Annotated in this window: 7 protein-coding genes and 1 pseudogene; 7 read left to right on the plus strand and 1 reads right to left on the minus strand. The window is 63.7% G+C overall.

The annotated features are described in order from the left end of the window. Positions 1-59: 59 nt before the first annotated feature. The 5 genes and pseudogenes from ACGHP5_RS04390 to ACGHP5_RS04410 all read left to right on the plus strand — a co-directional run bounded on the left by ACGHP5_RS04390 (position 60) and on the right by ACGHP5_RS04410 (position 9,773). Entirely contained in the window at positions 60-1,997 is a 1,938-nt protein-coding gene (locus ACGHP5_RS04390) for a heparinase II/III family protein (RefSeq protein WP_290533772.1), read from the plus strand. Between the two features lie 10 nt (positions 1,998-2,007). Next, a complete protein-coding gene (locus ACGHP5_RS04395; protein WP_337771411.1) occupies positions 2,008-4,053 on the plus strand; it encodes a heparinase II/III family protein in 2,046 nt (681 codons plus the stop codon). A gap of 5 nt (positions 4,054-4,058) precedes the next feature. Then, positions 4,059-5,768, plus strand: coding sequence for a hypothetical protein (locus ACGHP5_RS04400; protein ID WP_390568125.1), 1,710 nt, complete (start codon positions 4,059-4,061; stop codon positions 5,766-5,768). A 74-nt stretch (positions 5,769-5,842) separates the two neighbouring features. Further along, positions 5,843-8,902, plus strand: a pseudogene (locus tag ACGHP5_RS04405) (two-component regulator propeller domain-containing protein); the annotation flags it as partial. A 118-nt stretch (positions 8,903-9,020) separates the two neighbouring features. Beyond that, positions 9,021-9,773 carry a DNA-binding response regulator gene (locus tag ACGHP5_RS04410; RefSeq protein ID WP_337658130.1) on the plus strand — a complete coding sequence of 251 codons (753 nt, stop codon included), beginning with the start codon at positions 9,021-9,023 and terminating at the stop codon, positions 9,771-9,773. 93 nt (positions 9,774-9,866) lie between these two features. Here the strand turns inward: ACGHP5_RS04410 and ACGHP5_RS04415 are convergent, their stop codons facing one another. Further along, positions 9,867-11,270 carry an arylsulfatase gene (locus tag ACGHP5_RS04415; RefSeq protein WP_390568126.1) on the minus strand — a complete coding sequence of 468 codons (1,404 nt, stop codon included), beginning with the start codon at positions 11,268-11,270 and terminating at the stop codon, positions 9,867-9,869. A gap of 337 nt (positions 11,271-11,607) precedes the next feature. Here ACGHP5_RS04415 and ACGHP5_RS04420 point away from each other — a divergent pair, with 337 nt between their 5' ends. Together ACGHP5_RS04420 and ACGHP5_RS04425 are read left to right on the plus strand one after the other, a co-directional pair. Then, entirely contained in the window at positions 11,608-12,999 is a 1,392-nt protein-coding gene (locus ACGHP5_RS04420; RefSeq protein WP_295904351.1) for a sulfatase, read from the plus strand. 22 nt (positions 13,000-13,021) lie between these two features. After that, a complete protein-coding gene (locus tag ACGHP5_RS04425; protein WP_390568127.1) occupies positions 13,022-14,497 on the plus strand; it encodes a sulfatase in 1,476 nt (491 codons plus the stop codon). Positions 14,498-14,505: the final 8 nt, after the last annotated feature.

Here is a 14,505-nt window from a genome sequence, read left to right on the forward strand (position 1 = left end):
GGAGTGCCCGGCCGCCGGGCCGGACGCTCCCCGGCTTGCGAACAAAAAACTTTACAGCCATGAAGATATTGAAAAAACTGCTTTGGTTCGTCGCGGCAGCATGCGTCCTCTCCGGATGCGCCGACGACAGAATGATCTACAAACCCGGAAGCGGGTCCGGGAACGGCGGAAACGGCGGCGGCGGAGAGCAGCCGTCCGGTCCGGGCGACTATTCGAAACTCACGGCGGCCAACCACCCGCGGATCATCATGACCGAGGACGACGTGACGGCCATCAAGGCGAAACTGGCCGCCGGGTCCGACGCCAACCTGAAGAAACTCCACGAGTGCATCATAGCCTATGCCGACAAGGCGCTCACGGCCAAGGACCTGGTCTACCAAGTCACCGGCAAGCGGCTGCTGTCCGTCTCGACCGAGGCAGCCAACCGGATCATCTCCTGCTCCTACGCCTATCGCCTGACGGGGGAGGACAAATACCTCGAAAAGGCGGAGAAGGACATGCAGACGGTCTGCGCCTTCAAGGACTGGAACTCCGCGACCCACTTCCTCGACGGGGCCGAGATGGCCCACGGCGTGGGCATCGGCTACGACTGGCTCTACGGCCGGCTGAACGACGCGACGAAGAGGAGCGCCGAGAAGGCCATCCGGGACTACGCGTTCTACTGCGCGCTCAACGGCAAGTGGAACCTCAACTTCTACACCTCGGCGACCAACTGGAACCAGGTCTGCAACGGCGGACTGGTGGTGGCGGCGCTGGCCGTCTACGAGACCTGTCAGGACGACGCGCGGAGCATCATCGACAAGGCGATCGAAAGCAACGCCTCGGTCATGCCCGAGATGTACAACCCCGACGGCAACTACCCCGAAGGCTACGGCTACTGGGGTTACGGAACGGCCTTCGAGTGCATCATGCTCGCAGCGATGGAGTCGTGTACGGGGACCGACAACGGTCTTTCGGCCGTCGACGGTTTCAAAAAGACCGGCAAATGGATTCTCTTCATGGAGGGTATGAACAAGATGGCGTTCAACTACTGCGACTGCGCGCCTTCGAGCATCGCCTTTCCGCCACTGTGGTACCTCGCCCACAAGTTCAACGACCAGTCGCTGCTGTACGGCGAGCTGATGAAGCTCAACGACGGCCGCTACACCTCCTACGACTCGCCGAAATACTTCCCCATGGCGATCGTCTACGCGAGCAAGTTCGACCTGAACAGCATTGCGCCCCCGGAGGAGAAGGTGTGGAGCGGCAAGGGCATCAACCCCGTGGTGCTGGTCCACGGCGACTGGAGCTTCACCGACACCGACAAGTTCCTCGGCATCAAGGCCGGGCGGGCGAATTACAGCCACGGCCACATGGATGTCGGGTCGTTCGTCTACGACGCCTGGGGCACGCGCTGGTCCGCCGACCTGGGCCTTCAGAGCTACGGCACGGTCGAGAACATCAACCTGCCGGGTTACACCGGCGGTTTCGGAAGCTACGACCAGGGGGCCTTCCGCTGGGCCGTCTTCCGCTATAACAACTACAACCACAGCACCATCACCATCAACGACGCCCTCCACCGCGCCGGAGGCCGGGCCGAAATCACAAGCGTCATCAACACCTCCGCCTCGAAGGGCGCCACGATCGACATGACGGACATCCTTTCGACCGAATGCGAAAGCGCCACGCGGACCGTAACGCTCGAAAACGACACGGATCTCGTGGTCAAGGACATCGTCAAGGCCAAATACAACAAGGCGGCCGACGTCCGGTGGACGATGGTCACGCGGGCCATGCCGACCGTCGAGGGCAACCGGATCGTATTGCAGGGCGCGTCGAAAAAACTCTACCTCAAGGTGACCAGCCAGAACAACGCCAAAGTCACCCTCAAAACCTGGTCCACCGTCGGCGAATCGTACGACGCGAGCAACGCGGGCTACTACGAAGCCGGCTTCGAGGCCAGGGTGACCTCCGGCCAGACGGACACCTTCACCGTGACCCTCACCCCGAACGAATAGACCGAAAACGATGAAAACAACCCTTCTGTCGATCCTCCTGTCGGTAGCGGCCCTGATCCGGGCCGCCGCCGGCAACGACGGTCTGAACCTGTTGCAGGCCGAATATTCGAAACCGGGCGTCGCCGAATCCTTCGCAGCGGGGAAAGCATGGTTCCCGTTCCCCGCCTACGAAGACCGTGCGGGCTGGGCCGCGCTCTTCGGTCCCGACGCCGGGAAGGTCATCCGGCGGGGCGAGCAGCTGCTCGACTACCAATGGCAGTACATCCCCGCCAGCGCCTACCTCGCCTTCGAGCGGACGGGCGACCGGCAGGCCATGGAGAAGCCCGAAGGGGCCAACCGCGGCGCGCTGATCGCCCTGATCCTGGCCGAACTGGCCGAAGGCAAGGGACGGTTCATCGACCAGCTCGCCAACGGCGTCTGGCTGGCCGCGCAGCAGCCTTCGTGGGTGCTCTCGGCGCACCAGGGGCGGCAGCGGACCAAACGATCGCTTCCCGACGCCCGCGAACAACTCATCGACCTCGCATCGGGGCGTTACGGCTCCATCGTCTCCATCGCCTACCACTTCTTCCACCGGGAATTCGACAAACTCGACCCCTCCATCTCGGCCGCCACGGAGAACGCCGTCCGGCGGAATATCCTCGACCCGTACCTCGATCCCGGACAGCGGCACGCCAACTGGTGGCTGGGACTGGCGTCCAGGGGATCGATGCTCAACAACTGGACCCCGTGGTGCAATTCGGACGTGATCCTGTGCTTCCTGCTGATGGAGAAGAACCAGGAACGGCTCGACCGGGCCGTGGCCCAGTCGGTGGAATCCATGGACCTGTTCCTCAACTACATCCAGAAGGACGGGGCCTGCGAGGAAGGTCCCGCCTACTGGGGCGCGGCGGCCGGTAAGGTCTACGACTACCTCCAGATCCTGTACGACGCCTCGGGCGGCGCATTCTCGCTGTTCGGCAACGAGCGCATCCGGAAAATGGGCGAGTTCGTCTCCCGCTCCTACATCGGCAACGGCTACGTCGTCAACTTCGCCGACGCCGGGGCCAGACTGAACAACCCCAGCGAACTGATCTGGAATTACGGCCATGCGGTGGGCAGCAGGGAGATGACCGATTTCGCGCTCTACTGCCTGGCCGACCCCGCGAGCGGGAAATTCCGAAACCCCGCCATCACGGGCAACGACGCCTACCGGGCGCTCGAAACGGTGCGGTTCAACCCGCTGATCCGCGAGGCCGCGGATTCGCTGAACCGCCTTGCGGCCGAAACCTCTCCGGCGGAAGTGCGCCGCAACCTGCGGCGCGGCGTACCCCCGGCCACGTGGTATCCCGAGACCGAAATGTGCTTCATGCGCAATCCCTCGGGATGGTTCCTCGGAGCGAAGGGCGGCTACAACAACGAGAGTCACAACCACAACGACGTGGGGAGCTGCGTCGTCTACGTCCGGGACATCCCGGTGCTCGTGGACGCCGGCGTGGGAACCTACACCCGGCAGACGTTCAACCACGACCGCTACAAGATCTGGTCGATGCAGTGCGACTGGCACAACCTGCCGATGATCAACGGGACCGCCCAGCCCGCCGGCGCGCAGTACCGGTCGAAAAACGCGTCGTGCAACCTCTCCAAAGGGTTGTTCTCGCTCGATCTGGCCGATGCCTATCCGCCGGAGTCCGGATGCCGGAAGTGGGTCAGGACCTACCGTCTCGCCCCGAAGGGGACGCCCTCGGTGACGATCACCGACTCGTTCGCACTCGATGCGCGGAGGCAGCCGGACGTGGAGCATTTCCTGGTCAAGGGATCGGTCGTCCTGCCGGGCGGAACGCACCAGGGACGGACGCTCCCCGACGGAGAACTGCTGATCGTCTGCGACGAAGGGCTGGTCGTGAAGATGACCTTCCCGGCGTCGCTGAAAGCCTCGGTCGACGTGATGGAACTCACCGACCGGCGATTCTCCGGCGTGTGGGGCCGGAGCCTGCGGCGGATCAACCTCGCCTCGGCGCCCGACGCCCCGGCGAAGGGCAGCTATGAATTCCGGATCACCGAACTCGGCAAAAAGTGACGGCAATGCGACACCGGATCCTCCTCCTGATCGCCGCCGCGACGGGCCTGCTGGCCTGCGCCTGCGGCGGGACCGACGCCGAACGGCTGCACCGGGCCGCCATGCGGGAGTACCTCGACCCGATCCGGCCCGGATACGAGGGGCGGAATCCCTTCTGGAACACCTTCGCGACGAAGTTCATCTACGCCCCGGCCTTCGAATTCGAACCGGTGGAAAACGCCGTGAAATACCGCTTCACCGTCTCGCACCTCGGGACCTCGATGGTCGAGTCGCCCCGTTACCGCAAGGATGCCCCGACCGAAGACCCCGAACCCCGGCGGGTCCTCGGGCCGGGCGCTCCGACGGGACGTTCGTGGAGCTTCGAGGCGGAATCCCCGCAGCAGAGCCTCGCTCCGGTGTGGAACGACATCCCGGCAGGCCGGGTGCGGGTCACGGCGGAGGGGCTGGACGCCGCGGGACAGGTCCTGGGAAAGGCCGGGGAGCGGGAATTCCTGCGGGACTTTCCCTTCCGGCCGCCCTACAACGGCAACGTGAGGCCCTATGCCGAGGCGGCGCGCATGGCCGCCCTGTACATCCACGAACTCCCGGCGATCCGCCACTGGCTCACCGCCGCGGAGCCGGACATGACCTACCGCCACAACACCTACGCCTGCAAAATCGTGGGGGCCACGATCCGGCTGGAGGTGCTGGTCGCGAAACTGCTGCCCGCGCACCGGGAGGAGGCGCTCGCCATCGCCCGGAACGCGGCCCGCTTCCTGATGGGCCGAAGCCGTCCCGAAGACGACCCGCTGGCCTTCTTCCCGCCGACCTACTACTCCGACCTGATCTCCTCGTCGCGGGCCGAAAACCGCGGCAAGACGATGACCATGGAGGCCTGCGCCGCCGGAAACGCCTTCCTCGACCTCTACGACGCGACGGGCGACCGGATCTACTACGACCGGGCGCTGGCCATCGCGGAGACCTACTCCAGGCTGCAGCACGCCGACGGCTCGTTCCCGATCAAGGTCGATTTCGAGACCGGGGAGCCGGTCAACGGCTGCAAGGCGATGCTTACGCCGGTCATGGAGTATTTCGGACGGCTTGAGGACTGGTACGGCGTCACCCGCTACCGCGGCTGCCTCGCCCGGGCCGCGGAGTGGATGCGCGGCAACGCCCTCGAAAGCTTCGATATGACCGGGCAGTTCGAGGATATGACCGTTCTCGGGCAGCAGCCCTACCAGAACCTCACCAACTGCGCTTCGGCGCCCTACGCCTCGTGGCTGCTCAAAAAGCCCGGACGCACGGCCGCGGAGCTGGCCGACGCCGTCGACCTGATCCGTTTCAGCGAGGACCAGTTCGTCTGCTGGGACGTGTTGCCCGACGACGACGGCGTCCGGACGCTCTGCACGCCCTGCGTCTACGAACAGTACGGCTACCGGGTTCCGGTCGACAACAGCACGTGCGTGGTGGCGAACGCCCTGCTGGACCTCTTCGAGGCGACGGGCGACCGGCTGGCTTTCGCCAAGGCCAAAGCGCTGGCGGACAACCTCACCGTGGTCCAGAATGCGCTGGACGGGCTGATCCCCACGTCGCTCGACGTACGCGAAGGCGCCAAGAACCGGATACGGGGTTTCTGGGTCAACTGCACCTACGCCTCCATTCTCACGCTGCTCCGGATGGCGGAACTCACCGGAGAGGCCGCCGGTTTTTCCGCCGAAGTCCCGCCCTCACGCTGAAGCGGAAGACGGCCCGGAATTCCCGAAACCAGATATTTTTCGGTATCTTGTGCCATCAATCCGATGCTTTTCCGATGACGAAAACCTACATAGCGGCCCTGGTCCTGCTCCTGGCGACAGCCCTTCCCGGGTCGGCGATCAATCCCTACCGGCGGTACGACGCAAGAAGCGGGCTGTCCGACAACAGCGTGAAGGACATCTGCCAGGACAGCCGAGGCTACATGTGGTTCGCCACGAAGGACGGATTCAACCGCTTCAACGGCTACCGCTTCGACGTTTTCGGCTCGTCATTCTCCGGCGAGCACCTCAACATCGACGTCATCCGCCCCCACTCGGACGGAATCCGCATCTGGCTGGGGTGCACCGAAGCCCTCATGCTTTTCGACCCGCAGGACGAGAGCCTCACGCGGTTCGACGCCCGAAGCAGCGAAGGGAAGGGCATCGAAAACTGCATCAGTCTGCTGTACGACCCGCTGGGCGACCTGTGGATCGGAACCGACAACGGGCTGTTCCGCTGGGACGAGCGCATCGGCCGCCTCTTCCGCTACGAGCTGGAGGAGGGCGATGGCAGCGCGTGCCGCGGGATCCGAACCATCTTCGAGGACAGCGGCGGCGAAATCTGGGTCGGAACGACCGCCGGGCTGTACCGCTACCACCGCAAGACGGACCGCTTCGGCCGGAACGCGAAGCCCAAGCCGGAAAGCTCCCTGCTGGGCGACAACGAGATCACGGCCGTCGTCGAGGCCGAGGAGGGCAAACTGCTGATCGGCATGCAGAACGGCTACCTCGGCGAATTCGACGTCTACACGGGCCGGTTCACCGAATTTCCCGCCTTCGACGCCGAGGGAAGGAAACTCTCCGTCACGCGTATCCACACGATTTTCCGGCGGGACATGAACCGCTACATGATCGGTTCGGACAGCGGCCTTTTCTTCTTCAGCCGCAAGAACGGCGTCTGGTCGGTCTCCGGAGACGACCTCGCCGACGAGAGCATCTACCGGTGTTTCCGTGACCGCGAGGGCGGCGTCTGGATCGGGACCTATTTCTGCGGCGTGAACTACCTCTCGCCCCGGCAGGACGAGATTTTGTGGTACTACGACGACGGCCACCCGGAGTCGCTCGACGGCAACGCCGTGAGCCAGTTCTGCGACGACGGCCGGGGAAACCTCTGGATCGCGACCGAAAACGGAGGTCTGAACCATTTCGACGTCCGCAACCGGAAGTTCACCAACCACACCGCCCGCAGCCACAACAACCTGCATGCCCTCTGCACGGACGGGGACGACCTGCTGATCGGAACCTTCTCGCAGGGGCTGGACCGGATGAACCTCCGGACCGGGAAGGTCGTCAACTACCGGAACATCCCCGGGGATTCCGCCTCCCTGTGCAACGACTATGTCTACGCCATCTTCCGGGCAAGCGACGGGACGATCTACGTCGGAACGATGTCCGGCATGTGCACCTTCGACAAACGCCGGGGACGGTTCTCCCGGGTGGAGATCACCGAAGGCCGGTTCATCTACGACATCGCCGAGGACACCGGGGGCAACATCTGGGTGGCCAGCAAGGTGAGCGGGATATACCGTTATTCGCCCGGCGACAGGAGCTGGAAAAACTACCGTCACGACGAACTCGACCCCCGTTCGCCCGCCGACGACAGGTACATTCGGGTCTACGTCGACACCGGAGGGCAGATCTGGTTCTGCGGCGAAAGCGCCGGAATCTGCCGCTACGATCCCGCGACGGACGGTTTCGAGAACTTCGGCGCCGACGACAACCTGCCGAACGGCATCTACTACGGCGTGCTGGACGACAGCGCGGGCAACCTGTGGCTCTCCTCCAACCAGGGCATCCTCAAATACAATCCCCAGCTGCACACCTGCGTACGCTACACGACCGAAGACGGACTCCAGAGCAACCAGTTCAATTTCCGGTCGTCGCATAAGACCGGGGACGGAACGTTCTTCTTCGGAGGAATAAACGGCTTCAACTACTTCTCGCCGTTCAATATCTCGGTCAACAAGGTCCGGCCGGAGATCGTCATTTCGTCGGTCTGCATGCACCGGGCCGACAGTTTCTCGGTCGGTTCGGAACGGCAGGCCGTCCCCGACGGGAACCTGCGCATCTCCAGCAAGACGATCTCCTTCGACATCAATTTCGAGTGTCTGAGCTACGTGGCCCCGGGGCAGAACCGCTATGCGTGGAAACTGGAAGGGTTCAACAGCGACTGGGTCTACACCGACCAGCACTCCGTGTCGTTCATGAAACTGCCCGCGGGCCGCTACGTCTTCCGGGTGCGGGGCTGCAACAACGACGGCTACTGGAGCGATGCGACCCGCAGCCTGGAGATCAGCGTACAGCCTCATCCCTTCCTCAGCCCCGTCGCCAAGGGCGTCTATTTCCTGCTGGTCGTGCTGCTGATCGTCGGCGGGGTCCGGATCATTCTCCGGCGGCAGGGCGAAAAGAAGGAAAAGGAGCTGATCCAGGCCAAGATGGCGTTCTTCACCCAAGTGGCCCACGAGATTAAGACGCCGGTCACGCTGATCAAGTCCCCGCTCGAACGAATCATCGAAACCGGAAAATGGAACAGCGACGTGACCGCCAACCTCGACATCATGAAACGGAACGTCGACCGGCTGCTCGAACTCATCCGCCAGCTGCTCGATTTCCGGAAGGTGGACAACGAGGGGTTCCGGTTGAGCCGCCGCGAAATCGACGTCAGCCAGCTGGTCGAGGAGACCGTCGCACGGTTCCGCAACTCGACCGAAAAGATCGCCATCCGCACGGACTGCCCCGATGCGCACGTCCTGTTCTATGCCGACGGCGAGGCCTTCACCAAGATCTTGAGCAACCTGCTCGCCAACGCCCTGAAATACGCCCGTTCGACGGTCGAGGTCGTCCTCCGCATCCTGGACGACGACCGGGGACGGACGCTCCGGCTCTCGGTCCGGGACGACGGGGACGGCATCCCGCCCCGTATCCGGGAAAAGGTGTTCGACCTCTTCTACCAGAAGAACCCCGATTCGGGCAAGGGCTTCGGAATCGGTTTGAGCCTGGTGAAACTCCTCGTCGAGAAGCACAACGGCCGGGTGTACGTCGACCGGCACACCGTCGAGGGCTGCGAACTTACGGTGGAGATCCCGGATTCCGGGGAATCGGCAAGGGGGGGGGGAGATTCGCGCCTCCGAACCGGCCGAAGAGACGGCCGACAACCCGGAAGACCGGCAGCCGGAAGCGAAGCCCTTCCGCATCATGATCGTGGAGGACACCCCGGACCTGCGGGAGTTCCTGGTCAAGAATTTCGAGGACACCTACGGCGTCCTTTCGGCGAAAAACGGCGCCGAGGCCCTCGCCATCCTCGAAAAACAGGCGTGCGACCTGATCATCAGCGACGCCCTGATGCCCGAAATGGACGGTTTCGACCTGCTGATGAAGGTCCGCAACGACGAAATGCTGTGCCACATCCCGTTCATCCTGCTCTCGGTGGTCGACTCCGTGGACTCGAAGATCCGGGGGCTGGAATACGGGGCCGACGTCTACATCGAAAAACCTTTCTCGCTGGGCTACGTCAAGGCGACGGTGGAGAGCCTGCTCGAAAACCGGAAACGAGCTTTCCGCCACTTCGCGTCACGGCCCGGATTCCAGTACGAGAAGGATGACATGGGCCGCAACGACCGGCAGTGGCTGGACAAGCTGACGGGCATCGTCCGCGAGAACCTCACCTGCGAGACGCTCTCCGTGGACCTGCTCGTCGAGAAGATGGCCTTGAGCCGCTCCAGCCTGCAACGGAAGCTGAAAGGGCTGACGGGCGTCTCGCCCAACGAATACATCCAGCTGGTGCGGCTGAAAACGGCCGCGCAGCTGCTCCGCAGCGGCGAATACCGGATCAGCGAGGTCTGCTACCTGACCGGCTTCAGCAGCATGTCGTGGTTCGCCAAGTGCTTCACGAAGCAGTTCGGCATGCGCCCGAAGGATTTCATCCGGCAGAACCAGGACGGAAAATAACCCCGTACCAGGAATATGGGATGCATGTCGACTGTTTTTGAACAAAAAGTGCTGACCGCCCGCGTCTGTCGTTTACTGCGGGAAATCCGGTTTTCAGGGTTTGGTCACGCGCCACTCCGCAGGGGCCTTGAAACCCTCCTTACCCTGCCCGTAGGGCAGCTCGGGATGCGCGGGACGGATCGTGTCGTAGCGGATGATGTACCGGCGCAGGCGCTCGGCTTCGGCGGCATGCTCTTCGATCCGGTTCTGCGCCTCATAGGGGTCTTCGGGATAGCAGACCAGGTAATCGCCCTTGAGCTGCATCGCACGGTTGCCCCCTTTGAGAATCAGCTTATAGTCGCCGCTGACCGCCGCGCCGCAGCCGAGGTAGAGGTCGCGCGGGAACGATGCGGTTTTGCCCGTAAGCACCGGAAGCAGGTTCACACCGTCGTAGGGACGCGGAGGCTCCCCGGCGCCGACCAGCGCGGCGATCGTGGGGGCCATGTCGACGAACGCCGCGAGTTGTTCCGAGCGTACGCCCGCCGCGAAGCGCCCTTTCCAGCAGAGGACGGCCGGAACGCGTACGCCGCCGTCCCATTCCCGGCCCTTATGGCCGCGCAGCGGCGCGCAGCTCGACCCGCCGGGCAGGTTCGGAATGCCGCCGTTGTCGCTCATGAAGAGCACCAGCGTATTTTCCAGCTGGCCGCTCTTCTCCAGTTTTTCGAGAATGCGGCCCACACCCTTGTCCATGCGGGTCACCATGGCGCGGTAGGTATAGGCATCCTTCTCGCGGGGAGTCAGCGCGGCGAATTTCTCCGGGGAGATATGCTCGGCGATCTCGTCTTCGGGGGCCTGGAAAGGCGTATGGGGCGCATTGAACGCCACGTAAAGGAAGAACGGCCCTTCGGGGGCGTACTCCCCGATGCAGCGCACGGCCTCGTCGGCGATCAGGTCGGTCGAATAGCCCTCGTCGCGGCACGACTCCCAGTCGTTGTGCCAGTCCAGTTCGCCCTCGCGTTCATGGGTGAAGTAGTCGAGCGCGCCGTTCAGGCAGCCGTAGAAATGGGTGAATCCGCGGTTAAGCGGATAATACGCCCGGCGTCCGTGGCCCAGATGCCACTTGCCGACGATCGCACGGTGGGCGTAACCGTTGGCGGCGAGCATGTCGGCCAGCGTCTGCTCCTCGGGATCGAGTCCGTAGTCGCGCCAGGGCGGAATCACGGTTTTCCGGATGCCGAAACGGCTGGGATAGCGCCCGGTCATCAGTCCCGCACGGGTCGGCGAACTGACCGGGGCGGTATAGAAACGGTTCATCTCGATGCCCCTGGCGGCCAGCGCATCGATGTTGGGCGTGGGGATGACGCTTCCGTGATAGCTCACGTCGCCCCAGCCCAGGTCGTCGGCCACGATGAACAGGATATTGGGACGTTCGCCGTTCCCGGCGGCAACGGCCGGAAGCGCGGCGGCAAGACAGGCGCCTGTTCCGAGCAGGATTTCGCGAAGTAGGTTCCGATTCATTTCGATTTTTGGATTTAGTTGTTGCAAGGTATTCATTTTCGCGGGGAAACGACGTCGTTTTTTGTTCAAAAAATGTCGCGATTTCGGCAAACCGCCCCTCGTCCCCCTCGAATCCGCTCCGAACCGGAACCCGACCGCGGCCGCAAAGCCCCGGGTTCCGGTCTCCGGCAGCATTTTGAACATTCCGTGGCCTGTTTTGGCCAAATTTTTAGTCCCCGGCTCCTATATAATGGTTATCTTGCGATCGGAACAGGACCGGAATCCGGACGGCCGCGCCTCGGTGCGGGACCGCCCCCGGCCGACGAGAACCACACGCAAACTCACAAAACTTCAAGACATGAATAACCGCACCATCCTCACCGGACTGCTGGGCGCCGGAACAGTCGCCTCGGCCACGGCGCAGGCCCCGGCAAAAGCAAAGGCGCAGACACCGCAGGGCCGCCCGAACATCGTGATCATCTACACCGACGACATGGGCATCGGCGACCTCTCGTGCACCAACACGGGCTGGATCGAAACGCCCTCCATCGACCGCCTGGCTTCGCAGGGTCTGGTCCTGAACAGCTACTATTCCTCCGCTCCGGTCAGCTCGCCCTCGCGCGTGGGACTCACCACGGGCATGTTCCCGATGGAGTGGGGCATCAACACCTACCTCCAGACCCGCAAAGGCAACGCCGCCTGCGAACAGGCCGACTACCTCGCCGCCGAAGCGCCCTCGATGGCCCGCATCCTCCGCGACGCCGGGTACGCCACCGGACACTTCGGCAAGTGGCACATGGGCGGCGGGCGCGATGTGAAGGACGCGCCATCGATCCCCTCGTTCGGCTTCGACGAGTACTGTTCGACGTGGGAAAGCCCCGACCCGGCTCCCGAACTGACCGCCACGAACTGGATCTGGAGCGACAAGGACGACGTGAAACGCTGGAACCGCACGGGCTACTTCGTCGACAAGACGCTCGACTTCCTGGTGCGCCACAAGGACAAGCCCTGCTTCGTGAACCTCTGGCCCGACGACATGCACACGCCGTGGGTTCCCGACGAGGAGTCGCAGCACAAGCAGAAGGACTGGAACTCACAGCCCAACTTCTCGGAGGTGCTCGCCGAGTACGACCGTCAGATCGGCCGCTTCCTCACGCGGCTCGACCAGCTGGGGCTGAGCGACAACACCATCGTCATCTTCACCTCGGACAACGGCCCGGCCCCGAGCTTCCGCCAGCTGCGCACGAACGGCATGCGCGGCGTGAAGAACAGCCTCTACGAAGGCGGCATCCGCATGCCGTTCATCATCCGCTGGCCCGGGGTGATCGAAGCCGGCAAGGTCGACGACCGAACGGTCGTCTGCGCCGTCGACCTGCTGCCGTCGCTCTGCAAAATCGCCAAGGCCCGGCTGCCGAAAGGCTACCGTTCGAGCGGCGAGGACATGAGCCGCGCCCTGCTCGGAAAACCCGCGGTCCGCAAAGGCGACCTGATGTGGGACTTCGGCCGCAACGAAGCGTTCATGTTCCCCCGCGACAAGTACCACCACAGCCCCTCGCTGGCGATCCGCCGCGGCAACTGGAAACTGCTCGTCAACCCCGACGGTTCGAACGCCCAGCTCTACGACATCGCCGCCGACATCAACGAAACGAAGAACCTCGCGGAGGAGAATCCCGCGCTGGTCCGCGACCTTTCGAAGACCGTACTGGCCTGGTGGGAGCGCCGTCCCCGCATCGGCGCCGGAAAACAATAATCCATCTCCGGACAGAACGACCATGAGAAACAAGACGATACCCGCCGGAAAGATCGGATTCGGGGCCTCGCTGGCCCTGCTCTCCGGCGGCACGGCCCAGGCCGCCAAACCCGCCCGGCAAAGCCCGAAACGCCCCAACATCGTGCTCGTCATCGCCGACGACTGCCGCCATTACGACCTGGGCTGCTACGGAAGCCCCGACGCCATCACGCCCAACATCGACCGGCTGGCCGCGCAGGGACTGCGTTTCGAGCGCTTCTTCCAGGCGACGGCCATGAGTTCCCCGACGCGCCACTGCCTGCTCACGGGGCTTTACCCCGTCCGCTCGGGAGCCTATCCCAACCACACGCGGCTCGACGAGGGCGTGCACACGCTGCCCGAATACCTCAAGGAGGCCGGTTACCGCGTCGCCCTGCAGGGCAAGCGGCACATCGCGCCGATCGAATCCTTCCCGTTCGAGTTCCTTTCGGAGGAGTCGCTGCGCAGCGTACACCCCGAAAAGATCGAACCGTTCCTGGCCGACGTGGCACAGACGGGCGAACCGTTCTTCCTCTACGTCGGCTCGACCGAGCCTCACGACCCGTGGACGCTCGGCGACCGCAGCCTCTGGAGCCCCGACGACCTCACGCTGCCCGGCAACCTCGTCGACACGCCCGAAACGCGCCGGCAGTTCCGCAATTACCTCGCGGAGATCAACGTGCTGGACAATCAGGTGGGCGCGGTGGACTCCCTGCTCCGCAAATACGGACTCGACGAAAACACCGTCTTCATCTTCACCAGCGAGCAGGGTTATTCGTTCCCGTTCGGCAAGTGGACCTGCTATGACGAAGGCTTGCAGACGGGCTTCGTCGTGCGCTGGCCGGGCGTGGTCAAACCCGGCACGACGACCGACGCCATGTGCGAATACGTCGACGTGACCCCGACATTGGTGGACATCGCCGGCGGAAAGATTCCCGAAGGACTCGACGGACGCAGTTTCCTGCCCGTCGTCCGGGGAGAGGCCAGGAGTTTCAAGCAGGAGGTCTACGCCATCCAGACCAGCCGCGGCATCCACGCCGGACCGGAATACTACGGCATCCGCTCGGTGCGCAGCGACCGTTTCGCCTACATCCTCAACCTCACGCCCGAAGCGACGTTCAAGTGCATGTCCACGCACCCGAAACGCGACTGGTGGGCTTCGTGGAAGGAGAAGGCCGCCACCGACGAATTCGCCCGCGGACAGGTAGAGCGCTACCAGCACCGCCCCGGCGAAGAGCTTTACGACATCGTCAGCGACCCGTTCCAGACCCGCAACCTGACCGACGATCCGAAATACGCCGGGGAGAAAGCCGCACTGCGCGCCAAACTGCTGCAATGGATGGAGCGCCAGGGCGACCGGGGGCAGGAGACGGAGATGGAGGCCAAAGAGCACATGTTCCACAAGGAGGCGGACGACACGCCCCGGCCCAAAAAGAAAAAAACCGAAAAAACGCGACCACAAAATGCCCGGATTGATTAACTTTGCAG

It is taken from the genome of Alistipes sp. i18-0019-D1, assembly GCF_042852885.1.
Lineage (GTDB): Bacteria > Bacteroidota > Bacteroidia > Bacteroidales > Rikenellaceae > Alistipes.